Annotated in this window: 19 protein-coding genes; 18 read left to right on the top strand and 1 reads right to left on the bottom strand. The window is 38.4% G+C overall.

Annotated features, from left to right (window positions below; genetic code table 11):
- Positions 1-141: 141 nt before the first annotated feature.
- The 17 genes from H589_RS0113425 (at position 142) to H589_RS0113505 (ending at position 22,382) form a co-directional block, all read left to right on the top strand.
- Positions 142-1,239, top strand: coding sequence for a glycosyltransferase family 4 protein (locus tag H589_RS0113425; RefSeq protein ID WP_027722500.1), 1,098 nt, complete (start codon positions 142-144; stop codon positions 1,237-1,239).
- Positions 1,240-1,281: 42 nt separating this feature from the next.
- Positions 1,282-2,544 (top strand): O-antigen ligase family protein, encoded by a 1,263-nt coding sequence (locus H589_RS0113430; RefSeq protein WP_027722501.1) that lies wholly within the window; start codon positions 1,282-1,284, stop codon positions 2,542-2,544.
- 141 nt (positions 2,545-2,685) lie between these two features.
- Entirely contained in the window at positions 2,686-4,194 is a 1,509-nt protein-coding gene (gene xrtD, locus H589_RS0113435) for a VPLPA-CTERM-specific exosortase XrtD (RefSeq protein ID WP_027722502.1), read from the top strand.
- Between the two features lie 34 nt (positions 4,195-4,228).
- On the top strand, positions 4,229-6,604 hold the full coding sequence (locus H589_RS0113440) for a tetratricopeptide repeat protein (RefSeq protein WP_027722503.1): 2,376 nt from the start codon (positions 4,229-4,231) through the stop codon (positions 6,602-6,604).
- Positions 6,605-6,740: 136 nt separating this feature from the next.
- Positions 6,741-8,132: an undecaprenyl-phosphate glucose phosphotransferase gene (locus H589_RS0113445; protein WP_027722504.1), complete on the top strand. Its 1,392-nt coding sequence runs from the start codon at positions 6,741-6,743 to the stop codon at positions 8,130-8,132.
- 138 nt (positions 8,133-8,270) lie between these two features.
- Positions 8,271-8,846, top strand: a complete 576-nt coding sequence (locus H589_RS0113450; RefSeq protein ID WP_027722505.1) for a polysaccharide biosynthesis/export family protein — start codon at positions 8,271-8,273, stop codon at positions 8,844-8,846.
- Between the two features lie 93 nt (positions 8,847-8,939).
- On the top strand, positions 8,940-10,592 hold the full coding sequence (locus H589_RS0113455; RefSeq protein WP_245577176.1) for a porin family protein: 1,653 nt from the start codon (positions 8,940-8,942) through the stop codon (positions 10,590-10,592).
- A gap of 14 nt (positions 10,593-10,606) precedes the next feature.
- On the top strand, positions 10,607-12,358 hold the full coding sequence (locus H589_RS0113460; protein ID WP_027722507.1) for a GumC family protein: 1,752 nt from the start codon (positions 10,607-10,609) through the stop codon (positions 12,356-12,358).
- A 17-nt stretch (positions 12,359-12,375) separates the two neighbouring features.
- The gene (locus H589_RS0113465; protein WP_027722508.1) at positions 12,376-13,275 is read left to right on the top strand and encodes a polysaccharide biosynthesis tyrosine autokinase; all 900 of its coding nucleotides are present in this window, start codon (positions 12,376-12,378) and stop codon (positions 13,273-13,275) included.
- Positions 13,276-13,286: 11 nt separating this feature from the next.
- Complete coding sequence (locus tag H589_RS0113470) at positions 13,287-14,270, top strand: ExeA family protein (RefSeq protein WP_027722509.1); 984 nt, start codon at positions 13,287-13,289, stop codon at positions 14,268-14,270.
- Between the two features lie 13 nt (positions 14,271-14,283).
- Positions 14,284-16,215: a DUF4962 domain-containing protein gene (locus H589_RS0113475; RefSeq protein WP_027722510.1), complete on the top strand. Its 1,932-nt coding sequence runs from the start codon at positions 14,284-14,286 to the stop codon at positions 16,213-16,215.
- A 27-nt stretch (positions 16,216-16,242) separates the two neighbouring features.
- Positions 16,243-17,214: a sulfotransferase gene (locus tag H589_RS0113480; protein WP_027722511.1), complete on the top strand. Its 972-nt coding sequence runs from the start codon at positions 16,243-16,245 to the stop codon at positions 17,212-17,214.
- Entirely contained in the window at positions 17,207-18,661 is a 1,455-nt protein-coding gene (locus H589_RS0113485; protein ID WP_027722512.1) for an MATE family efflux transporter, read from the top strand. Before H589_RS0113480 ends, H589_RS0113485 begins: the two co-directional genes overlap by 8 nt.
- A 487-nt stretch (positions 18,662-19,148) precedes the next feature.
- Positions 19,149-19,376 (top strand): hypothetical protein, encoded by a 228-nt coding sequence (locus tag H589_RS0113490; protein WP_027722513.1) that lies wholly within the window; start codon positions 19,149-19,151, stop codon positions 19,374-19,376.
- 154 nt (positions 19,377-19,530) lie between these two features.
- A complete protein-coding gene (wtpA, locus tag H589_RS0113495; RefSeq protein ID WP_027722514.1) occupies positions 19,531-20,511 on the top strand; it encodes a tungstate ABC transporter substrate-binding protein WtpA in 981 nt (326 codons plus the stop codon).
- 57 nt (positions 20,512-20,568) lie between these two features.
- A complete protein-coding gene (locus H589_RS0113500) occupies positions 20,569-21,354 on the top strand; it encodes an ABC transporter permease (protein WP_027722515.1) in 786 nt (261 codons plus the stop codon).
- Entirely contained in the window at positions 21,351-22,382 is a 1,032-nt protein-coding gene (locus H589_RS0113505) for an ABC transporter ATP-binding protein (protein ID WP_027722516.1), read from the top strand. Before H589_RS0113500 ends, H589_RS0113505 begins: the two co-directional genes overlap by 4 nt.
- A gap of 43 nt (positions 22,383-22,425) precedes the next feature.
- Here H589_RS0113505 and H589_RS0113510 read toward each other — a convergent pair whose 3' ends face one another.
- Complete coding sequence (locus H589_RS0113510) at positions 22,426-23,313, bottom strand: DMT family transporter (RefSeq protein ID WP_027722517.1); 888 nt, start codon at positions 23,311-23,313, stop codon at positions 22,426-22,428.
- Between the two features lie 211 nt (positions 23,314-23,524).
- Between H589_RS0113510 and H589_RS0113515 the strand changes: the two genes are divergently transcribed.
- Positions 23,525-25,132, top strand: a complete 1,608-nt coding sequence (locus H589_RS0113515) for an MBL fold metallo-hydrolase RNA specificity domain-containing protein (RefSeq protein WP_027722518.1) — start codon at positions 23,525-23,527, stop codon at positions 25,130-25,132.

The raw sequence follows: 25,132 nt of genomic DNA on the forward strand, positions 1-25,132 counted from the left end.
AAGACAATATCCCTTTTTTTAGACCGATTGTTACTGTCGGGTTACAGTTTGTTTAAGAAATGTGATTTAGTCTGGTTGCTTAATACTGGAACAAAATGCTTCTTTAAGTTAGGCAAAGATATATGAATTGATGGAGGAGTGGTGGGAAAGGATAAATTAAAATTACTTATAGTTTCACCTGATTTGAAACTTATGGGCGGAGTTGCTGAGACCGTTAAGCTGCTTTTACGTGAGCTGGAAGGTAAGGTATGTATCAAATCTGTTTTTTATGGGCGTCGGGCATTTCAGCGAGGTTTGCAGTGTTTTCTAATGCCTTTTATTGATTTGCTGCTTTTTACAAAGCTGCTCATCCAAAAAAGATTTGATGTTATTCATGTTAATCCTTCCCTTAATTTTAGATCTATCATTAAAGAAATATTACTTTTTATTCTTTTTTTGAGTTTTGGATATGGTGGTCGAATTTTAGTTTTTTTTCATGGTTGGGAAGATGTATTTTTTGAAAAAATTTCATCCAGCAGCTTCTTTTCTAAAATATGCAGCAGTCTTTTAAATAGATCCGGTGTAGTTCTTGTTCTCGCAGGAAGTTTCAAAGAAGCATTAGTCCAAATAGGAGTGGCGGAAGATAAAATAAAAATTGTTACTACAATGGTGGATATGAGCGATATCCCCGTCTGTAAAGATCGTGGTGACTTCTGCACAACTCTGCTGTATCTTTCCCGTATTATTGTTGAAAAGGGTGTTTATGAAATAGTTGAGGCTTTTCATTTGATTAGTATGGAGTATCCTGACCTGAAGCTGATCATGGCAGGAGATGGCCCTGAAAAAAATCGTCTGATGGAAATAGTGAATGAGAAAGGTTTAAATAATGTTTTTTTTCCCGGCTATATTCAGAATGATGAAAAATTTGAGGCGTTAAAAAAATCATGTATTTTTCTTTTACCAACTCGCTATGGGGAGGGATGTCCTGTTGCTCTGCTTGAGGCTATGGCTTCTGGAATGGTTTCAATTGTAGCAGACGCAGGAGGGATAACTGACGTAATTATCCCAGATGAAAATGCATTATTGCTGGATAAGATTAGCGTTCAGTCTATTGTAGATGCAGTAAGATCTGTTTTGAATGATAATGAGAAGAGAGATAAGATTTCAAATAATGCAAGCATTTTTGCTGCGGAACATTTTAGCTCTGCAAAGGTTTCAGCCAATATATATGATTGTTATCAGCAACTTTTGAAAAGATAAAATTTTATTAATAATTTAAATATATTATAACTCTGGAATGCTATGACTGCGTTATTATCACTGTTTTTCTTTTTTCGGCCGATTATGTTTATTGATATCGGCTGGCTTGTATTTGGATTGAATATTAATGAAGTCTTTGCGATTTTTGCAACCGGGATTCTTATTATAGCTTTTATTCTGCGTGTTATTTCGGCAAAAAGACTTAATATCTCATCTGTAGATTTCTTCCTGTTCGCTTTTGTTACATGGGTCTTTTTTATATATGTATTATATATTGATAGATCACTTTTTAAAGATGCTGCAAAATTTGTTTTACCGTTCATTACGTATTTTGTTTTAAAGAATGTTATAGTTGATACGCGTCAGTATTCCAGACTTATTAAAATCATGCTTATAGGTTTTGCCGTACCTATTATATCCAGTACATTTCTTATTGTTCAGGGAAAAAGTCTTTACACTATTCTTTATTGGAATAATTTAGCTAGATTTAAAGGTGTTTATAACAACTGTCACGATTTAGGTCACTGTATGGCCATGTTTCTGATGCTGATCGGTATATATGCTGTAATCTGTTCTTCAGACACAAAGTTGAAACCTTTACGCCGTCAACGGCTGTTTGTTGTGTTCTTAGCAATGCTTAGCGTATTTGCCTTTTACTGCTTGTATAAAAGTTATGTACGCACATGTTTTTTTGGTTTTATACTTTTTGCATATTACTATTTGTTTAGAGTAAATAAAAGAGTGCTTATTGTTTTGACAGCTGTAATGTGCGCAATAAGTATTTTGTCAGCGGCTGTCTTATATACTATATTTTACGATATGATTGATTCTGCAAGTGGTAAGGAATCTGCTGAAAATTTTGGTTCGGGGCGTCCTTATATCTGGAAACATAATATCATAGAGTTTTCATCGCAGGGTCTTGACGAAATCCTAGCCGGAGTTGGGGTCGGTAACACATGGTCCCATACAAAGCGCAAAAGTGATGTTGTCGGTGGAATGCTGAATAGTCATAATGATTTTCTTGATGTAATGATGCAGACAGGTTTAGTTGGAATTATTCTGTTTCTTGCATTTCAATTCTGTATTTACCGAAAGATACGATTATTGGAGGGCAGGGTGCGATATATCTTCCTTGCCCTGTTTTTTGCTGTTTGTTTTATGAATTTTGCAAGTAACAGCTATGTTACCAGGTTTGGGTTGGGACAGATTTTTTATGCAGTTCTTTCTTATATAGAACTTCCTGACCACAGAAAAGAAGACGAAAAGCTTGGTGGAATTGAAGTTAAGGTTTCTGAAATTAGATGATCGCGTGTTAAGTAATTTTGATAAGCTTCTCTATTGGTTTAGTGTTTCTGGTCATATCTTTTTATGCTATTAATAGGTAAAGTTGTTTTTAACTTTTTTATTAAAAAAATTGTCTTGTAATTTTTGGGGAGTAATCTGCAAGTGACAGCTATCTTTTCTTTTGTATCCATATTAGCTGCGTGGAGTGTTCTATACTGGGATTCGTTTCCACCTCTATTGAATAGATGGTACTCTGATGACTATTCTTATTGTTGGATTGTTGTTCCTCTTGCTGTTTATGTAGCATGGCAAAGAAGGGATATGCTGCCCAAGGTTAGTATTCCTGCAGTAAAATCTGGTTATTTTACGGTTTTTTTAGCTGGCTTTTTATTTTTTCTTGGTAAGGCCTCAGCTGTAGACGCTTTGGTTTTCGCATCCATGTGGCTTTCAGTACTTGCTGTTGTGCTGTTTGTTTTTGGATGGCGATCGATGAAAGCTTTTTTATTTCCACTAATTGTTCTTGCTTTTGCAATTCCACCACCGCCTTTTATTAACAGGATGCTTACTTTTAAGTTGCGTTTGATCTCTTCTGATTTATCAGTACGTATTATGCAATTTATAGATATTCCTGTTTTCAGAGAAGGTAATATTATTGATCTTGGAATGATTCAGCTTCATGTTGTCGATGCATGCAGCGGGCTGAGATATCTGTTTCCTACAGTCTTGCTTGGTGTTCTGATCGGCTATTGGTTTAATCGAAGATCATGGCAGCGAATAGTTGTAATTCTTGCGACTGTGCCAACAGCTATCGCCACAAATGCTTTACGGATTGCAATTGTAGGTTTTATTGCTCGAAGTATTTCGGTTGAGACAGCAGAGAATTTTTTTCATGATGCGTCAGGAATAATTATTTATCTGCTTTCGATTGTTTTGCTTGTCGCGTTGAGTTGTTTTCTGAATCTTTTCAGTAGTAAAAATGAAATTGAATCTGTGCAGTCTGTATCATCATATGGGCAGCCTTCAACAACAGCTCCGTTGCATTTAATTGTTATGTCATTGTTTTTGGGGTTGTTTTTTTTGGGGTATCAAGGCTCTCTCTCTGGAAGAGTCATTCCAGAGAGACAAAGTTTTGACAATTTTCCTATGAGTTTTTCCCAATATGAAGGGAAGCGCGAGTATTTTGATGATAATATTGTGAAGTCCCTGGGGGCTGATGACTATATTTCAGGTGTATTTAAGGATAAAAAATCGGGAAGAGATATTCTGCTTCTGACTTCATACTATAACTATCAAGAGCCGCAAAGAGCTGCACATAATCCGGTCAGTTGTCTTCTGGGGGGAGGAGGATGGGATTTATCCTCTACGGCTGATTTGAATCCTGATTCGAAGGCTGGACGTCCTTTTAAGGTTAGACGGCTTATTTTGCAAAAGCCTGGACATCGCCTTCTTGCTCTTTATTGGTTTCAGCAGAGAGGAAGAATCATCACTAACGAATATTTAAATAAAGCTTATCTTGCTTTAGACTCTATACAGAAGAAGCGGACCGACGGAGCTCTTGTACGTTTAGAGTTATTATTGGCTGACGGTGAAACAATTGAACATGGGCAAAAGATTCTTGATCGTTTTATAAGTAATTTTTCATCAATTCTAGCCCCATATATCCCTGAGTAATATCGCTTAGAACTGGAACAAAATAGAGGAAAAAATGCGTAAAAATATTCTACTGGTTTTTATAATCTTGCTTATCGCCTGTCTTTCAACAGGCTGTGAAAAAAGACGCGAAGAATTTTATTCCAAGGCTCAGGAGTATTACAAACAAAAGAAATATACTGAGGCTAGGCTTGAACTTAAAAATGCTCTTTCAATTGATCCTGAGTGCGCTGAGTGCCGTTTGCTTTTTGGGAAACTTGCGTTTGAAGAGGGCAATTTTCAAACAGCTTTTGTTAACTTCAGATATGCAAATGAGTTTGATCCGAAGCTGACTGAAGCAAAGGTTGAACTTGCTAAGCTTTATCTGCTTGCTAAAGAGTTTGATAGTGCCGGTGATATGGCTCGTAAGGCGTTAAATGAAGAGGAAACTAATATTGACGCCCGGTTGGTTTTAGCTTCGGTTCTGGCAGAAAAAAAACAGTATGCTGAGTCAGAAAGAATGCTTGGCATAGCAAAGAATGAGGATCCCGCTAATCCTGATGTGTACCTGTCTCTCAGCAGTGTTTTGGTACGACAGAAAAAAATGGATGATGCTGAGAAGGCTCTTATAGAAGGAGCTGCACGTATTCCAGATAATACTTCTTTATTAATGAAAATCGCCGCATTATATCGTCAGTCCGGTGAACCCGCAAAAGCTAAGTCGTATATTGAAAAGCTTCTTGAAGTGGGGGGGGGAGATCCGCGGTTTGAAATTTTTTCAGCGGAATATTACTCCAATATTGGCGACACTAAAAAAGCCGATGAATTGATGGCGGCAGTTGTAAAAAGATTTCCTGAGAAAGAAGAATATAGAGTTCTATACGCACGTTTTCTCAGTGCAGAGAAAAAATTTGAGGCTGCTGAAAATGTACTGCTTGAAGGGTTGAAGGTTAATACCGCTTCTCTTCAGATTCGTTCAGCTCTTTCTGGACTGTATATTAGTCAAGGACGTCTTGAAGATGCATCAAAAGTTTTGATTAATGGTATAGCCCTAGATGAAGAAAGTGCTGACAATGTTATGTACCGTAAGCAGCTGGCGACCTTATATCTTGATATGAATCAAGCTGGTGATGCTATGGAACAGCTTAACGAAGTTATTGAACGTAACCCAAAGGATTCAGAGGCTCATTACCTGCGTGGTCAAATTTATTTGCTGGAAGGTAAAGGGCAGAAAGCTGTTGCAGAGTTCAGACAGGTGGTCAGGGATAATCCCAATAGTGCTCCTGCGTATGTATTACTCGCGAAGGGGCATCTTTCAAATGACGAAACAGGTATTGCCATCGAGAATTTGAAGAAGGCTATATCTATTGATCCCGGATATGCACCTGCGCGTGAAGCTTTGATTAATACTTATCTTGACCGCAAGGATTGGCATCAGGCTATTCTGGAGTTGCAAAGACTTAAGGAAAAGCGTCCTGATGATATAAATATTCTTGCTGCGATCGGTGACGTTTACGCCATTAAGGGTGATGTAAATCTGGCTGTTCGTGCTTTTACTGACGTGGCTAAAGATTTTCCTGATTCTCCTATCGGCTTGATAAAACTTGCTGAGCTTGAACGTTCTGAAGGTAAAAATGCTTCTGCTGAGAAATATTATACTCAAGTGTTGAAAATAGCACCCGAATCCCTTGTTGCTATTCAAGGTAAAGTGTCTGTTTTACTTGAACAGAATAAATATACAGCAGCCGTGAACTTTTGTAAAAATCTGCTTGAACAATTTCCAGATAACGCCAGAATTTATGAACTTATGGGCCGTATTCAGGCAAGACGAGGTAATTTTGATGAAGCTGAAGAAAATTATAGCAGAGCGATCAGTCTAGCTCCTGAGTGGATGTTGCCGTATATGCGGATAGGTGATTTATATGTTTCTAATAAAAAAACAAAAAATGGAATAGTTAAGTTTTCAGCAGAAGTTAAAAAAGATCCCGAAAATCCAGGGCCTCAGTTCATTCTTGGCTTACTTTATGAACAGGCTGGTGATTTTAAAAAGGCAAGAAAAGTATATTCAAATATTCTTGAGCAAAAACCCGGGTTTCAACTTGCAGCAAACAACCTTGCATATCTTCTTGCTACCAAGTTTTCTGACAATGGTGGAGATATGAAAGAAGCATTGAAACTTGCAAGAGTTGCAGCCAGTAGTCAAAGTCCAGAGGCTCTTGATACATTAGGTTATATTCTTTTTCTGAATGGTGATTACGAACAGGCCCTTCACGTATTGAACTCTGCTTTGCAGATTGTTCCTGAATTCTCTGCAGCACAGTATCACAAAGCTCTTGTTTATTTTCGTGAGGATAAAAAGAAGGAAGCCAAGAGTATCTTAACTAAGCTGATTAATTCACAGGATGATTTCCCTGAGAAAAAGGATGCTGTGAATTTACTTGAAAGAATATAATTCCATTAACTTAAAGATTATGTTTTTGCTAAGGAGGTTGCTTTGCGACCTCCTTTTTTTTGAGAAGTTACTGGATAAATAGAGTATTTATTGCAATAATGCTTTATTGTTTTTAAGGAGTTATTTGGGAGGAATTATGGGGTATAAGTTTAGATTTCAAGCTAAGACTCTCAGCTCGCTTCATAGAGTAATAGATGCTTTGTTCGGCGCTGTCGGGCTATTGATCTTCTACTCTTTGTTTTCTCCGGGATCATTTGTTTCTAGAACTCCACAAATCTCTATGCTGGTTATCACCTCTGTTCTTCTTACTCTGGTCTGTTTTCATCTTGCCGGAGTATATAAAGAGTGGTCCGGATCTGATATAATTTCTGAATGTAACAGAGTTATAGTCTCTGTACTTTGTGTCTTTGGTGGTATGCTTATTTTGGGGTATATCTTCAAAGTTTCAAGTATATACTCACGACGCGTAATTTTACTGTGGGTATTTGTCTGGCCAGCTTTACTTTGTCTTGAACGGGTTTTTATCCGTAAATTTTTCTTTAACTGGATTTTTGAAACCAGCATGAACAAAAAGGCTGTAATTGCTGGGACAGGTTCACTGGGCGCAACTCTTTTTGATTGGATTAGGGAAAATCCTTGGGCTGGAGTTAATGTTGAAGGATTTTTTGATCGTGAAGACAATGCATGTAATGGATCGACTCCATGTATCGGGCAAATAGAGAGACTACCGCAGTACGTTAAGGAAAATGATATCCAGTTGGTTTATTTAGCGTTACCAATGCGTGAGGAATCATTGCTGAATCAGCTGCTTCATGAGTTGGAAGATTCAACTGCTCAGATCTATTTTTTTCCGGATATGACTCTTTTTAAAAAACTCATGGGTGGAAATGTTGCACAGGTTGCGGGCCAAGCTGCAATTGCACTTCGTTCTTCTCCTTTTGAGGGCATGAATGGGTTTATTAAGCGTCTTGAAGATATCTCTATTTCACTTCTTATCCTTTTTTTTATCTCTCCAGTAATGTTTATAATAGCACTTGGCATAAAAATGACTTCAAAAGGTCCTGTATTATTTAAGCAATGGAGATATGGATTAGGTGGACATCCTTTTCAGATTTATAAATTCAGAACAATGAAGGTTCTTGAAGATGGTTATGATTTTGTGCCTGCCACCACGGATGATCCGCGGATAACAAGATTCGGCCTCTTTTTGCGCCAAAACAGTCTTGATGAATTGCCACAGTTTTTGAATGTACTGTTAGGTTCAATGTCTATTGTGGGACCTCGGCCTCATGCTGTAAAAATGAATGAAGAATATAGAAAGCATATTTCGGGTTATATGCTCAGACACATATCAAAGCCTGGAATAACTGGGTTGGCTCAAATAAACGGTTATAAGGGCGAGATTCATTCAAATGAAGATATGGAGAAAAGAATATCATATGATATTGAGTATTTACAGAGATGGTCCGTTTTTTTAGATTTAGAAATCATTTTTAAAACAATTTTTAAGCTTGCGTGGCGACAATAGTTCGTATTATTGATTATTCCTATTTAAATGATTGGATTTTTATAATATTTAAAAGTCAATATTTTGAATTTTTCCAATAAATTTGTTTTTTTTTCTTGAATTAATATCTTTATATTTAAAAAAAGTCAGGAGATTGTTGTGAAGTGTACAAAATTATTACTTTTTACTGTTATTGTCATTTTTTTTGCAATATCACCTTCGGTTTCTGGTGCACAAGAAGTTAAAAAAAGTGAATATAAACTTGGACCTGAAGATATTGTTGAGATTTCTGTTTGGGGCGATGATGACCTTGCAAGAGAAGTAGTTGTTCGTCCCGATGGAGGTGTCTCCTTTCCACTTGTTGGAGATTTAGTTGCCGGGGGCCGTACAGTTGATGACCTTCGTAAGGAAATCAGGAAAAGAATTGTAGAGTACATACCTGATGCAGCTGTGACAGTTATTTTGCGCAAGGTTGAGAATCCTAAAGTGTACGTTATGGGTAAAGTTCAGAACCCTAAAATGATTGTAATGGGACAGGATATGACTGTTGTTCAGGCCTTGGCAATGGCGGGTGGACTTAGCAACTTTGCCGCAGCTGGCAACATAAGTGTTGTACGTAGGTTCCCAGACGGTAGTCAGAAAGTTTTTGCATTTGATTATGATGATTTTGCTGATGGTGATAATCTTGAGCAAAACATTTTGCTGAAACCCGGAGACACAGTCGTGGTTCCGTAATTGACCAATATATAGAACAAGCTGATTTGATAGAGGGGATAGATGTCTAGGGGATTAAATAGGTTATTTCGTATTTTGGTACTCAGTTTGCTGATGGTACCAGTTTGCGGCGTACGCGCAGGGATAGAAGAATCCTGGCGTGTGCGTAAACCTGTTGTCTTGCCATTCAATAATGTGACTCACGCTGTGAAGCTGGCCGAAGTTGAATATGTTCCTGATTTGAAAAGACCTGTCAGTGATCTTGTTGTGAGTTCTAAACCTATGATTGAGCTTGCTGAGCTGGGAACAAGTGAACATTCAGACCAAAAGAATACTTTACTAATAGAACCAACTGAAGTTGTAAGCACTGACGGCAAACATTCTGCAGTAAAGTCCTCTACTGAAATAGAGTCGGAGAATACGATTGTTTCTCAGGCTGAGTCGTCATCTTCCCAATTATATCCATCCGGTAAAAGGCCTGATCTTAAAAAAAATAAACCGGCTGATAAAGATGAAGTTGTAATTCTGCCATCTGATGGAGTTAGAAAGGAATTCGCATCAGTATCATTAGTTCCATCTGATAATGACGAAATGCGTCGTTGGAAATCTTCTGAAAATGGACTTTTTTTTACTACTCCAAAACGATTTTTAGGGTTGGCTAAGAAATTTGTAAGAGCTATTCCCACCATAAGTGTTCGGGAAACATATGACTCTAACATTGATTATACTGATATTGATGACATGGTGACTGAAATTACACCATCTCTAAAGGTTGATATCATTGGTGAAAAAGTTAATCTGAAGTTTGATGGTGATTTTATTTATCGTGATTATTTCGAAAATAGCAAATTTGATAGATATGATTACAATGTCAATATTGCTGGTAAATACAAGTTCTCACCGACTCTTGACGCAGGACTCAGTGTTGCTCACAAGCGCTACCATAATCTTGATCAGAACACATATGAATCAGGTGGCGTAGAAATTGATCCGACTATTGTTTTAAAAACAACTGCAACTCCCGAAGTCAACTGGCGTTTTAGCGAGAATGATAATTTGAGAGTTTCAAATTATGTTGATAAGACTGACTATGAAAGAAAAGCTGATTCTGATTATATTACGAATGTTCTTAGTCTGGTATGGGGACATCTCCTTAATGATGGCCTGAGTCAGATTTTTGTGGGTGAAATGAATACTTTTACTCATTTCAGCCGAGAAATTGATGACTTGAAGAGCGATCAGCTAACGTTTCAGGGGGTTATCGGATTTGATCATCAGTTTTCACCTGGTTGGAAAATGTCAATTAAAGGCGGCCCTGGTATAACTTTTTCCAATTATTCTAACGACGAAGTTACTGGTGATAATCAGGACTATATCTATCAGTTACGGGCTGAGATCGGATACAGACAGCTTGAATATGCCATTGTTCCAGCTATTGAAAGAAGTGTGCGTCCTGGGCGTTACGGCGAGAATGAAATAATGGATCAGGCTGAGATTTATGCTCGCTATGATTTTAGTGAATTTTTAAAGTATGATACTATAAATACTTACTGGATGAATGAGTCGGATGGGACAAGCGGTGGTGAGAAACATAAGGCCTCCGGCATATTTACACAGCAAGTTCTTCGTTGGGAATTTGAGAAGGACTGGAAGGTGTTTACCGGTTTTAGTTATAACTGGGGACGTAATGAGCTTTCAGGGACTGTAAACGAAAGAGTGAAAACCTGGATTGGAGCTTCATTCTCTTTTCCAACAGAGATAAAATAAGGGGTCGGGAGTAGATGCAAGAGAGTTCGGATATTGCATATTATATTGATGTACTGCGGCGCAGAAAATATCAGTTTATCCTTCCTGCAGGGATAATTTTTTCAATGGTTTTGGTTTTGGCCTTTGTTCTTTCTCCTGTTTATAAGTCGACTGCGACTATTCTTATTGAAGATCAGGGCATTCCACAGGATCTTGTTCAGACAACTGTTACAGGTTTTATTGAGGAAAGGTTGCAGTCTATTTCACAGATTGTGCTCAGTCATGGTAATTTGCTTAATATAATAAAAGAATTTGATCTTTATCCTGATCTTTTAGGTAAATATACAACCGAAGAAATCATCAACAAAATGCGTGATGATATTAAGCTTGAACCTATTACTGCGGAAGTTACAAATCAGTATTCCGGACGTCCTGCCAGTGCGACTGTTGCATTTACTCTTTCTTATGAAGGACGTAGACCGCAGAAAGTAGCTCAGGTAGCAAATGTTTTAACGTCACTTTATCTGAAAGAAAATCTTAAAGAGCGTGAAGATAAGGCGAGATCTACATTTGAATTTTTAGAGCTGCAGCTTTCTGAACTTCGGTCTGAAATTCTTGAATTGGAATCTCAGATTGCTACTTTTAAGGAAGAGCATGTGAATGAGTTGCCAGAACTTCTTGTTCACAATATGAATTCTATGGAGAAACTTCAGCGTGAGATGGATAAAGTTCAGGAGCAGGTTGGGACTCTTAAAAACCGTAAGGTCTACCTTGAAGGTCAGCTTGCCAGCATTGATCCTCACCTGAGAATTGTTACCAATGACGGGAGCCGCTTTTCAACGGCAAAAGAGGATCTTGAAAAGCTTAGGCGTCAATATATTGAACTTACCTCTAAGTATTCGGCAAAACATCCCGCCGTGCTTGCCCTGAAGCGGCAGGTTGATTCTTTAGAACTGGAAGTTGATGCTGTTCAGAGTTATGATCTTATAAAACGAGAACTTAAGAAAAAAGAGCAGGAGCTCGAAGTTCTGAATAAAAAATATTCAGATAAGCATCCTGAAGTTATCCGTTTGAAACGGGAGATAGACTCATTAAATGAACGCCTTGGAGAAGCTTCTCTCGAAGACGGTATGTTTGAATCAACAATGGATGTGCCTGATAATCCGGGATACATTCAAATTCAAACTCAGATTGCTTCCACAGAGCTTGAAATATCAGAAACTGAAAGGCTTTATACTGAACTGAAGAGACAATATGGAAAATTTCAGAGCAGGGTTGTAAATACCCCTCAGGTAGAACAGGAGTATAAAATACTTCTGCGTGATTATGAGAATGCTCAGGTTAAGTATCAGGACGTCAATACTAGACTGCTTGCTGCTCGTGAGGCGAAAGGGCTTGAGCAGAGTCAGCTTGCTGAGCGTTTCACTTTAATTGATCCTCCTATTGTCCCGGAAAAACCTATCAGGCCCAACCGTCTGGCGTTAATCCTTGTGGGCTTTGTTTTGTCAATGGGGATTGGTATCGGAGTTGGTGTTGTGCTTGAGTTCATGGATCGTTCAATTCGCAGGGCGGAAGAGTTGTCGGATATTGTTAAGTATCCTGTGCTGGCAATTGTTCCATACTGGGAGACTGAAGTTGAAGCCCGATCTATAGTAAGAAGGAAGTGGATTACCTTATTAACTGGTGTAGCCGTTGTTGTTGTTGGGGTTGCATGTGTTCATTTATTTTATATGCCTCTGGATATCATCGCTGTAAAAGTTATTAGAAAGCTGGCACTTAATTTTTAATTATATAGGGAGTCTCCATGAGCAAATTGCTCAAGGCTGTTGAAAAAGCTAAGCGTAACAGGCGCACACAAGAAGATAATTGGATTGAGAAGGGACAGTCACACGTTGAGCCAGCGTTAGCTGGAGAGCTTGGAGATAATGATGACTCTTCTGGTATTGACCAGGATAAAAGAATTACTACGGCTGATCCTCTTGGAGGAGCAGAGAAGTGCACCATTCCAAAGAGCTTTTTTGATGATGATCTTGTCCTTGATGAACTTCTTTTGGCAAAAAACAGGATTTTGACTAAACACAGTAGCTCCTCTTTTACAGATATATACAATTTATTGCGTACGCAGATTCTTCATCGTACCAAAAAGAAAGGTCATAATGTTTTAATGGTGACCAGTGCTATGCCGGGTGAAGGTAAAACAATCACTTCAATTAATCTGGCTATAAGTATTGCACGCGAAGTTGATCAGTTTGCATTGCTTGTAGATACTGACATGCGTAACCCTAGTATTCATAAATACTTGGGTATTGATGTTAGTAAAGGTTTGAGTGACCATTTACTGCATGATATTCCTGTACATGAACTTCTAGTAAAGCCTGGAATTGATAAACTTTCTTACCTGCCTTCAGGTGATCCAATCAGAGGGTCTACTGAAATTCTGGGTTCGCCTAAGTTGCAGGAATTGATTATGGAAATGAAGGAACGGTATCCTGACCGTTATGTTATTTTTGATTGTCCGGATCTTTTAAATGCTCCGGATGCGCTGGTCTTTTCCAGTTATGTAGATGGCATTATTTTTGTTATTGAGGCCGGTAAAACGTCCCGTGAGTATGTTAAAAAGGCTCTTGGTCTTTTAGAGGACCGTAATATTGTTGGGGTTGTTTTAAATAAGACTGATAAAGAAAGTCTGGATGTCGTTATTTAGGTGGTGTGGATATGTATCTGGAATTCTTTGGGTTAAAAGAGAAGCCTTTCAATATTTTGCCTGACCCTGACTTTTTTTATCTTAGTCAGTGGCACCAGCAGGCAATGACTCATATTGAATATGGGCTTATGAACGGTGACAGTCTTATAATGCTTACCGGGGATGCTGGAACCGGTAAAACTTCTATTATTTATAAACTCGTGATTGATAGATGCCAAGACACTATTGTGGGAGTAATCTTTAATAGTGCTGTTGGCGGTGATCATATAGTTGAAATGATTCTTACAGAACTTGAAGTCGAAATGCCTGAAAATCCGACGCCGGCTTCTTGTCTCAATGCTTTGCAGGAGTTTTTGCTTGATGTTTATACTAAGGGCGAGAAGAAAGTTTTACTTATCCTTGATGAAGCACAGAATTTAAGTGACGAAGCTCTTGAGCAAGTACGTATGATTTCAAACCTGCAAGCTGGCAAAGATAATCTGATATCTATTCTGATGGTTGGACAATCCGGTTTTAGGGCTAAACTCAGGAAAGCCCGATACAGCCAGATTGTTCAACGTATTGTTGTCAGTGCACATCTTTCAAGATTACGTGAACATGAAGTTGTTGAGTATGTATGCTATCGTCTAAAGCAGGGTGGAGCGGAAGATCCCCACAGCATTTTTACTGAGGAAGCTATTTCTAAGATTAATGAGTATTCCTATGGAATTCCGCGTAATATTAATGTCATCTGTGAAGGTTCTTTAATTTATGGTTTTGCTGACGATGTTAAACCTATTACCGGCAGTATTGTTGAAAGTTTTGCGCAGGAACGGATAAAAGAAGGCTTGCTTACTGTTCCGGAATCAACATTTAATTTTGAAAATGTTGATATGCAGGAATATATTATTGGGTTGGAAAAGAGAGTATCCAGTCTTGAAGATTCCATGGGCATTATCAAACGAACATTAATCAAACTTATTAAGGCTGTTAAAAGGTTTAGTCTGCAGAAATAAATCAGGAGTTAATATGCGGCTGAAGGCTGTATTGTTTGTACTAGGATTAATTTTTTTCCTTTGCAGCGTTCCTGCCATATGTGGAGCTGCTGACTATTCTGTTTTTAAAAGCAGACCAAGGTTATACTTTACCAAGCAGAGACTTGAAGAGCTTCGAGCTGTTAAAGATACGAAGCCCTATTCTGATTTTTTGAAAGTTATACGCAAGAGAGGGCGGGGACAAGTTGGAAGCAGAGTCCCTAATAATCTTGTTTTATATGATGCTGCAACCATTCGGCGTCCTGCTGATGGTCTTCTTAATCTTTCTTTTTACTATCTTATAACTGGTGATTCTTCTTACTTTTCAAATATTAAAGATCTGCTGCATACTTTCAGTGTAAATTCTGATTGGGCTGGTAATAGCGATATGGGGCCTGCTCATGTCCTTTATTCTATGTCTCTTGCTTATGATTGGTTCTATGATGAGCTGTCTCCAACATTAAAATTGCTGGTACGTGACGCAATAGCAGAGCATGCTGAAATATTTTATGATCTGACCCGTAAAAAGAAAATATGGTGGTCTCAGGATAAGGGGCTGCTCCAGAATCATAATTATGTGAATGTTGCATCTCTGGCCGTTGCTGGTATTGCCTTATATGGCGAGGATAGTAGAGCCATTAAATGGCTTAATGCAGCTGAGAACAATTTTGACGCGGTGCTTGCTTTGCTTTCTCCGGATGGAGCTTCACATGAAGGTATTGGTTACTGGAGTTATGGTACGCTTTGGATGTTAAATTACTATAGTGCGATGGCTCCTGCTCAAGGGTTCGATAAAGTTAGAAACAGTGGTTTTTTTAAAAATACTGCCAAGTTCAGACTTTATGCTTCACTTCCGGGTTTTCAATACAATGTTGATTATGCTGATTCTCCAATAATTGATTTCTATGGTCCAAGTTGTTTTTTACGCTGTCTCGCTTCTATCTTTAAGGATGGACATGCTCAATGGCTTGCTGCCAAGACTGAGAGCGTAAGGAGAAAGCGCTCTGTGCTTTGGCAGGACTATATATGGTATGATTCTTCAGTTAAGCCTGTTTCTCCTGAAAATATGCCTCTTTTCGGATGGTTTGATAATCTTGGTATTTTACTAAGTCGTTCTTCGTGGGATAAAGATGGATCTCTTGTAATGTTCAAAGCAGGACCTCCGCAAGGGTACCTGGCTTTAGCAAAGGGAGTTTATCCTGGTTCACATATTCATCCAGATGAAGGTACATTTAGTGTGTGGAGTGGACGGAAGTCAATAGTACAAGACGATGGATATGTGCTTAAGAAGTTATCTTCAAGCCACAATGTATTGACCTTTGATAAGCAGGGACAGCTCGGCGAAGGTGGCACATGGTTTCTGCAGTATGACTATAAAGATTCAAAAGGTGTAATTCCTAAACCTAAGTTTAATACTGGCGATTCTTTTCAGGCTGTAGAGATTGAACTTGCGGGCCTTTATCCTCCTAGTGTCAGACCGAAGTCATGGAAAAGAGCTATTGTCGTGATTGGCGGTGCAGATGTGTTTGTTCGTGATCATGTAGTACCGTCCAGAAATATTCAAATCGATTATCCTCTTCATCTCGAAAGGGATACCCGCAGGGTGGGAGATGACTTTTGTCTTGATTATGGAAAGGACTATGCTCTTAATTTTGTGGGAAAAAATTTTTCAGGCACTTTTAAAAGATATATGATTCCCACTAAATCAATGGGAAAAAATATACCACGTATTGGCATGCTCAACACCCGTACTCGTAAAACCTCTATGCCTGTTTCTATGCTGACAGCAATCGCCAGGGCTAAAGAAGGGTGCACTTCTCCTGCTCTTGTTATTAATTTTAATGAAGAACTGGATACTGCTGTTGTTGAGAGTGTAAGTGGTAAATATAAAATAAAATTTTCATCCCTTACTGCTGAAAAGATATAAATTCTATTCAAGTTTATCGGAGCTTTAATGAAATACGCCTTTTTGCTATATGATAGCCGTTCAGGTTCTACTCTATTATCATCACTTTTAAATCTTTTTTCCGGTATTATTGTAACGCAAGAAAGTGCTTTCATTCCTCTTATTCTTGAGAATTTCTGTGATGAAGGTCAGCTTAATACTGATCATATTATTGATCTTATTTATTCAGAACCGCAGTTTTGTGACTGGAATATTAATAAGGAAATGCTGCGTGAAAAGCTTAGCTCTTTACCAAGACTCAGCTATAAATCAACTTTTGATGTTATAATTGATGAGTATCTTAAAGTCAGAGGTGAAGAATATCCGGAATTGATCATTGTCAAAGGACCCAGATACGAATTTCATCTTAATACATTTAAATCCTTGTATGATGATCCTCTTTTTATAAATCTCATCCGTGATGGTCGGGCCGTTTATAACTCAAAGTTGAATATGGTGTCTGTTTCCGGTCTAAAAATGTCTAATAATGTTTTTCAGTCTGCTTTTGAGTGGAGAAAAAAGCTTAAGGGAGTGGCTGACCAGCCTGTAATTAATTTAAGATTTGAAGATCTTGTTGCTGATAATCAATCTGTTGTCAGTTGTTTGCTTGATAAACTTGCTATAAGCGCTTCTGGCAGGGAAATTTCATCAACACAGGAAGAGTTTCATAAGCTGATCGGGAACAGTCAGAAGCATTTGCATACTAATGTTAATAAAGCTCCGGACAAAAGTATTGCGGTTAAATGGCGGAAAAATCTTAGTGATGCTGAAGTCTGGATTTATGAAAAGATGTGCGGAAAACTGCTGGTTGAAAATGGGTACGATCTTTACGCAGATTCTGATACTTCAGCAAAAGAAATTCTTTCGGTTGCCGTTCGCCATGCCATTCATTGGTGTTGGCTGAAAGTAAGAAATTTATTTTATTACACATTCATTGATGGAAGTATTATTCAAAAGCTAAAAGGAAAACGCTTTGAGTAATAATTTATCCACCCTTTATAAAATTGCGCTTGTATTCAGTGCTAAGATTGGTAAAGGGGTTGGTGGACTCTTTTTAACATGGGCACTTGCAAAGAAGTATGGAGCGTATGGTTCTGGATTATTTTTTATTCCATATACTTTTGCTTTTCTTTGTGCATTGATCTCACAGCTGGGCCTTGGCAATGCGTGCATGAAGTTTGCGCCAGTTCTTAAAAGTGAAGATCCTGAAAATTTATCATTTTTGTGGACAATCACTTTGCTGGTAGTGGGATGTTTTTCTGCTATTTTACTTATTACTGTTTTTTTTGTTCCAGAGTTTTTTTCCACCCTTGTATTTAAGAATCCTGATAATACCCGCTATATTCTTTACGCCTCACCGATAATTTTCTTCTGGAGTTTGACTTATCTGATTATCTTTTTTCGACAGAGCCTCGGGGATGTTTCCGGTATAACTATTGTTGAAAATACTGTCATTCCATGGGGAATGTTGATTATTGCGTGCTCGACTTTTGTAGTTGATATGAGTGTCGTTTATTATGTGCTCAGCATTTCGTTACTTTTCGGGTTAACATTTATTTATGCGTTTATGTCCACCAGGCATAAGTATTCGCTGTCTTTTTCGTTTAAACTTAATAGCTCGCTGACTCTTAAAGATATAATTGCTTACTGCCTGCCACTGCTTGCGATTGCCTTCGCACAAAATTCGCTGGTCTGGATTAATACGCTTATTCTGGGAGGGGTAGGGTCTATTGCAGATTCTGCTGTTTTTGTGTCTGCAATGCGCGTGGCAATGAGTATTTCTATTTTGCTATACACTTTTAATAGTGTGTATGTTCCGCATATTTCTGCTGCTTATGCCAGAAATGATTTTGATTCTATTAATAAACTATATAGTGATATCACCTGTTCTTTATCGCTTTTTTCATTCGTTATTCTGGCTCTTTCGTTATTATATTCTAATTTTATTATGGATGCTTTCGGTGTTGATTATGATGGGGGAACAGGATGTCTGCTTTATTTGATTCTAGGCAATGTCTTTAGCTGTTATATCGGCCCTGTAGGATATGTACTTTTGATGGCTGGCAGATCAAAAATTGAAGCCTTCAATACTCTTACGGCTCTTGGGGTGAATGCTGTCCTTTGTGTGTTTCTTTATAAGTTTATGGGTGTAAGTGGTGCTGGTGCAGCTTTTTTTGCAGCTTTTGTGGTTGTTAATATGCTGCGCTATTTTCAGTGCAAACGTATTCTAGGTCTTCGTTGGCTAAACAGTCTGCAGGCTAAAATTATGATCATACAGTTGTTTTTTGTTGTAGCTTATTTATTGGTGAGACCTTTTGATTTTAATCGTGAAGCCATTGCTGCCTCGTTTCTCATTCTTTATTCGCTAGTGAATATTAAAAACATCAAAATACTCATTAACAAAATGAAAGTCAGCTATTCTATTTAGTTACAGTGTTTTATGCAAGATGCAGAAGCAAATCATTTAATTTTTAAGGTATTAAAATGTAGAAAGGACCGGGGTGGAGGTATCCCGGTCCTTTCTACATTTTAAGGAGTGATGATGAGGAATGAAGACTATATTTCTTCGGACTATTATTAAGAATGTGCAGGGGAACACTTTCTTTCGTCCTTGTTGAAATCTATAAAGCAGTATGTGTGCCATTTTTTTAAAATAAATAATATAAGTATGTTAGATTAATGTGATGGGTGGTGTGTAAAAATAATGCACATTTTTTTGCACATATGTGCAAAAAAAACTTATATGTTGCACATATATAAAATTTCGATACATCTATATGAAAAATAAGCAACAGAACAGTAAATTTATTACTTACTGCTATACATATAGTTATAAAAATATTATGCTTTAAGCAGTGATGAAAAAGTAAAGGTAATTTTTAGAATTGAATAAGAATATTTAATTGGAGGTATCAATGCATACACCACTATCAGATGTATATCTGAATCCAGAACTAAATGAGAAGATTGAGGGTGCTTGTAAAAACCTCGGCATTAGTAAGAGCATGTTTCTGAACGTTCTTCTGGGTGAATTGTTTACTAAAGCAGGACCTGAAGATTTGTTCTACAACAGAGTGAAACTCTGCGATAAGAATGAGAAGATTGATGCCGGAATTGGTGGGGATGAAAGAATCGCCCATTAACTTTACTAGAAACCGAGGCGGATTTATCCGCCTGTTTTTTTGTTTGCAGCTTTTTGAGCTGCTTTTTTTTGGTCTTCAGTTGATTGACAATAATTCCCCTACTAAATATACGGTTTTTAGCATAAGAAATTTAAGCTTGTAAAAATGGAGGGTAATAATGCGTATTTTATTAATGGGAATTGCACTTGCCGCTTTGTCAATTATGACTGTAAATTCTGCAGTTGCATTGGAAAAGATTAGTGGTGATGTTGTTATATTTCATGCAGGAAGTCTTTCTGTTCCTCTTGCAAAGATGGAAAAAGAATTTGAAGCCATGCATCCTGGGGTAGATATTAAAAGGGAAGCCGGTGGTTCCACAAAAATGGCCCGTATGATTTCAGAAGTAGGTAAACCTGCAGATATCATGGCTTCAGCTGATTATGTTGTTATCGATAAAAATCTTATACCAAAATTTGCAGATTTTAATATCCGTTTTGCAACTAATCAGCTTGTACTTTGCTATACAGATCAAAGCCAATACGCATCTGATATTAATGCTGATAACTGGTATGAGATTCTTCAGAAACCCGACGTGGTATGGGGATATTCTGATCCCAATATTGACCCGTGCGGTTATCGCAGTGTGATGGTACTGCAGCTTGCTGAAAAATTTTACGGTAAACCGGGGCTCTTTAATAAACTAATGTCACAGCGCAAAGATGAATGGGTTCGTCCTAAATCTGTAGAGCTTATCTCTCTGCTCAAAACAGGTAATATGGACTACGCATGGGAATATCTTTCTGTGGCAGTTCAGCATGGTTTAAAGTACGTCACTTTGGACAAGCATATTAATTTGTCAGATTATAAATATAACAATTTTTACAAGCAGGCTAAAGTCTCCGTATCAGGTAAAAAGCCCGGGACAACTATTGAGCGCATAGGTAAATCAATCACTTATGGTGTAACCATGTTGAAAGAGGCTCCTAATAAAGCTGCTGCAACTGCATTTCTGACTTACATGCTTTCTTCAGACGGAGGGCTTAAAATTCTTAAGGAAATGGGACAGCCTCCTTTTGATCCGGCAATTGTGCCTGATGAGGCTATGATCAAAAACATGCCCGAACCCCTTGGCAAAATTATTAAGGTTAAAAAATAATATTATGCTAAATATAAAGCCGAAGGACTAATCCTTCGGCTTTTCTCATTAAATTATATGAATAAAAATAATATTTCTATCAGCAGAGTTCTTTCCACTTTTCTTGTTTTAGGATTTATTCTTCTCCCGCTAAGTCAGCTTATTCTTGGTTCAAATCTCTCAGAATTGACCGAGACCATTATGGATACTGATGTTCGTGATTCCATCATCCGCAGTATGCTTTGTTCAGGTCTGGCCGCACTGATTTCATTTGTTATAGGTACACCTTTTGCGTATTTGCTTGCACGCAAGGATTTTCGGGGCAAGGGATTAATTGAGTCTATTGTTGATCTTCCGATTATGATACCTCACCCCGTAATCGGTATTGCTTTACTCAGTATTGCTGGACGTAATCATTGGATAGGTCAGCATCTGCTGCAGGCTGGAATTCGTATTATGGGGACCTCAACAGGTATTGTGGCCGTACTGCTTTTTGTAGGTCTGCCTTTCTATATTAATGCAGCCAGAGATGGCTTTTCAGCTGTGCCGGAGAGACTTGAAAAAGCTTCTAGAACACTTGGGGCAAGCAGGTCTCAAACGTTTGTACGTGTAACCTTTCCTCTTGCATGGCGTTCTCTTTTGACCGGAATGATTATGTGTATGGCTAGGGCATTAAGCGAATTCGGTGCAGTCGTTATAGTCGCATATCATCCCATGGTTGCACCTGTTCTAATGTATGAGAGATTTACCGCCTATGGGCTCGCATATTCCCGTCCTGTCGCAATCTGGCTTATTTTTCTATCACTTATTTTGTTTGCCGCATTGCGGATTCTATCCCGTGGGCTAAGGGGAGATAACGTATGATTTCAATAGAACATTTAAAAGTTCAACTGCCTGGATTCGCTCTTGAAGATATTAGTCTGCATATTGCCGAAGGAGATTTTTTTACTCTCTTGGGTCCAACGGGGTCCGGTAAATCTGTGCTGCTGGAGACAATGGCTGGATTAGTTCCTGTTACGTCAGGTAAAATTAAAGTAGCTGGTACTGATATCACTGGATTTGCTCCAGAAAAACGTGGTCTGTCGATTGTTTATCAGGACTATGCTTTGTTTCCTCATTTAACTGTTATGAGTAATATTGTTTTTGGTGCCAGATATAAGAGTATTAACGCGGCTGATGCAAAATCTAAAGCGTATGAATTATCTGAAATGCTCAATATTTCACATCTACTGGAGCGCACCCCTAGACATTTATCTGGAGGGGAGCGGCAAAGAACTGCAATTGCGCGAGCATTACTTGTTGATCCAGCTGTTCTCTTACTAGATGAGCCTCTTTCAGCTCTTGATCCTTCCTTTCGTCAAGAGGTACAGGATTTACTTAAATCTATTCATAAAGAAACAGGAATTACTTTTGTTATGGTAACCCATGATTTTGATGAGGCTCTTTACCTTGCAAATAACGGGGCTATAATCAAAAACGGTACTCTCATCCGTAAAGGGGCCATAAGAGATATTTTTAATTCACCGGGCTCAAAGTTTGTGGCTGATTTTGTTGGAATGACAAATATTTATGCCTGTAAGCCTGAAAGTGGGTGCGTTAAACTGAGTGATCTAACTTTAAATTGTGTAGAATCAGCGGATGGGGCATGTTCTTTAGCTTTCAGGCCTGAAGAAGTTCTTGTTGGGCGTGAAGTCAATAATGTTCAGGATAATGCTTTTAAAACGATAGTTAAAAGCATTACTATCGGTGGATTTCATGCACGTGTAACTCTTGAATATGCTGACTTTGAAATCAATGCTCTTGTCCCTCGTAAAATGATCAGAAATGGTGAACTGGATCCAGGCATGAAAGTTGCCACCGCAATTCCCTCTCAAAGTATTCATTTGTTTTAAGCTTGTTTCTGTCCTTCTATTTTTAATCTTATCGTTTTTATATTTATACCTTTTTTCTAATCTGTTGAATAATATTTCCGGCAATAATGAAGATCAGTCCTGCTAGCGTGGATGGAAGTATTTTTTCACCAAGGATGAAGTGGATCAGGATTAAAGAAAGAAACGGTGACAGGAATATCAGATTGCTGACACGTGAAGCTTTTTCTGTGAGTTTTAGTGCCTTAAGCCAAAGCGCAAAGGTTATGCCCATTTCAAATAATCCGACATAGGCCGCGGACAGGATGGCAGTTAACTCTATTGGAGGAGGTCCTGAGAATATTAGCATGGCAATTGTAACTAATGGTATTCCCAGACAGAAATTTAGGAAAAGTCCGATGAGTGGATCTGTGTCGCTTTTTGTATTTAAGATCCAGTATAACGCCCAGATTATGGTGCTCAATAAAGCTAAAAAAACACCGTATCCGCTGCTGAACTCTATATGAAGTAGATCGCCATGTGTGGATATTACAACAACTCCAAGATAGCTGGTTAAAATAGCCAGCAGTTCCCGGGCGGTCATTTTTTGTTTCAGCAAAGGGATTGACAGCAGAGATAACGTAATGGCCCACGTGTAGTTAATGGCCTGTGCTTCCTGTGCAGGGAGAAGAGCGTAGGCTTTAAATAATACTATATAGTAGAAAAATGGATTAAGTAATCCTAGCATGCTGTTTTTAAAAAGCTCTTTTGGGCTCATCTGAGTTATTAAGCTGATTTTTTTTTGTACGGCTAGAATGACGAATAAGGATAAAGTTGAGAAAAGAACAGCGTAAAACAGTAAATGCAGTGGTTCCATGTAGGAGAGGGCAATCTTGAATGCTGATGCAACTGTTGACCAGATCAGAACTGCAGATAGACCATAAATGTACGCTAGCTTTTGGTTATGCTGCTGCATTGTGAAAACCTCCAGAAGAGTTGGTTCGATTGAAAACGATAATATTTTATATAGATTTCGTAGTCTGACGGTGTTGCCTGAAATTCATTATTGATGCATGTAACAGTGCATTAGAACTATCAAAAAATTAATGATAATGATAGCCTGAAAAGGCGCATACGATAAATATGTACCCTTTTCAGGGGCTCCGTTGAAAAAAATTGGAGGGTAAATGAAAATTACTTTTATGGGTGCGGCTAAAACTGTTACAGGTTCATGCTATATTATTGAAACTGACAAAGTCAGGTTTGCAGTAGACTGTGGATTGCATCAGGGTAATGCTGAAATTGAAAAACGTAACCGCGCAATAAGTGATTACCGGCCCAAGGAATTAGATTTTATCTTGATCACTCATGCTCATATTGATCATACAGGGCTGCTGCCAGCAGCAGTTAGACATGGGTTCAGTGGCCCCATTTACATGACTCAACCAACCCGTGATTTGCTTGATATTATGCTTCTTGATAGTGCTTTTATTCAGGAAATGGAGACAGAGTGGGCTAACAGGAAGCGTCTTCGTAAGGGACTTGCGCCAATTAATCCTATTTATGAGCAGGAGGACGCTGCGGCAACGGTACCTATGATGCGCACTGTGCAGTATGGAGCAACATTCGAACCAGCTGAAGGAATTACAGTTAGTTTTCGTGATGCCGGGCATATTTTAGGGTCTGCATTTATTGAACTCTGGGTTAAAGAAGGCGGAGAAACCACTAAGGTTGTGTTTTCTGGAGATCTTGGACATAAAGATCAGCTTATTGTGCGCAATCCAAGTATTATTGAGAAGGCTGACTACCTGTTGATGGAGTCAACATACGGGGACCGTAATCATAAGGATGCCAGCAACAGTCTTGCTGAACTTGCAGAGGCTATTAAATGGAGCTATTCGCAGGGCGGAAAAGTAGTTATTCCAGCTTTTGCTGTCGAGCGTTCTCAGCAGCTAATCTATTCTTTGCGTTTGCTTTATGAAGATGGTCGGTTGCCTAAAGATATGCCGGTCTATCTGGACAGTCCTCTTGCCATTAGAGCTACTGAGGTTTTCAGAAATCATCCCGAATTCTTTGATTTGGAAGCCAAAGAGATGCTTCATAATGGAGATGATCCTCTTTCGTTACCCAGTTTAAAATTTACCCTTGATACAGAGTCTTCACAGGCAATCAATAATACTGATGGCCCGGCGGTTATTATTTCTGCAAGCGGTATGGCTAACGCCGGCCGAATTAAGCATCATCTGCGCCATAATATATGGAAAAAGAATGCCAGTATAGTTTTTGTGGGATATCAGGGGGTTGGCTCTCCTGGACGCAGAATTGTTAATGGTGCTGACAATATTACAATTTTTGGTGAAAAACTTAAAGTTGAAGCTAAAATTTTCACCATTAATGGCTTTTCAGGGCATGCCGGACAAGATGAAATGATTGAGTGGTTAAAAAACTTTGACAGTCCGGCCATGAAAGTCATATTGACCCACGGCGAGCCTAAAGGACAAAAAGTCCTTTCAGCACTAATTAAACAGAAACTTGGATATAAGGTTCATATTGCAGACTATCGTGAAGAGCTTATGCTTGTTCCCGGCGGTGAGATACAGCCGGTAACACAAAGGAAAATTGTTCAGCAGAAGGTTGACTGGGATTATCTCCTTAAGGATTCAGAACACTTGTTCGTGGAATTCAGAGATCGGCTTGATAAAGTTAAAGAACAGTCTTTCATTAACCAGACCGAACTGCGTGATAAGCTGCTTGATATCAATAGACAGGTTATAGAATTAATTTCGGAATTATAA

Source organism: Maridesulfovibrio zosterae DSM 11974, assembly GCF_000425265.1.
GTDB classification, from domain to species: Bacteria; Desulfobacterota; Desulfovibrionia; order Desulfovibrionales; family Desulfovibrionaceae; genus Maridesulfovibrio; species Maridesulfovibrio zosterae.

Bases quoted from the DNA above. Each gene is read 5' to 3' on its own strand.
- H589_RS0113430 (WP_027722501.1), top strand. From the start codon at position 1,282: ATGACTGCGTTATTATCACTGTTTTTCTTTTTTCGGCCGATTATGTTT.
- H589_RS0113440 (WP_027722503.1), top strand. From the start codon at position 4,229: ATGCGTAAAAATATTCTACTGGTTTTTATAATCTTGCTTATCGCCTGT.
- H589_RS0113445 (WP_027722504.1), top strand. From the start codon at position 6,741: ATGGGGTATAAGTTTAGATTTCAAGCTAAGACTCTCAGCTCGCTTCAT.
- H589_RS0113455 (WP_245577176.1), top strand. From the start codon at position 8,940: ATGGTACCAGTTTGCGGCGTACGCGCAGGGATAGAAGAATCCTGGCGT.
- H589_RS0113460 (WP_027722507.1), top strand. From the start codon at position 10,607: ATGCAAGAGAGTTCGGATATTGCATATTATATTGATGTACTGCGGCGC.
- H589_RS0113465 (WP_027722508.1), top strand. From the start codon at position 12,376: ATGAGCAAATTGCTCAAGGCTGTTGAAAAAGCTAAGCGTAACAGGCGC.
- H589_RS0113470 (WP_027722509.1), top strand. From the start codon at position 13,287: ATGTATCTGGAATTCTTTGGGTTAAAAGAGAAGCCTTTCAATATTTTG.
- H589_RS0113475 (WP_027722510.1), top strand. From the start codon at position 14,284: ATGCGGCTGAAGGCTGTATTGTTTGTACTAGGATTAATTTTTTTCCTT.
- H589_RS0113480 (WP_027722511.1), top strand. From the start codon at position 16,243: ATGAAATACGCCTTTTTGCTATATGATAGCCGTTCAGGTTCTACTCTA.
- H589_RS0113490 (WP_027722513.1), top strand. From the start codon at position 19,149: ATGCATACACCACTATCAGATGTATATCTGAATCCAGAACTAAATGAG.
- H589_RS0113500 (WP_027722515.1), top strand. From the start codon at position 20,569: ATGAATAAAAATAATATTTCTATCAGCAGAGTTCTTTCCACTTTTCTT.
- H589_RS0113505 (WP_027722516.1), top strand. From the start codon at position 21,351: ATGATTTCAATAGAACATTTAAAAGTTCAACTGCCTGGATTCGCTCTT.
- H589_RS0113510 (WP_027722517.1), bottom strand. From the start codon at position 23,313: ATGCAGCAGCATAACCAAAAGCTAGCGTACATTTATGGTCTATCTGCA.
- H589_RS0113515 (WP_027722518.1), top strand. From the start codon at position 23,525: ATGAAAATTACTTTTATGGGTGCGGCTAAAACTGTTACAGGTTCATGC.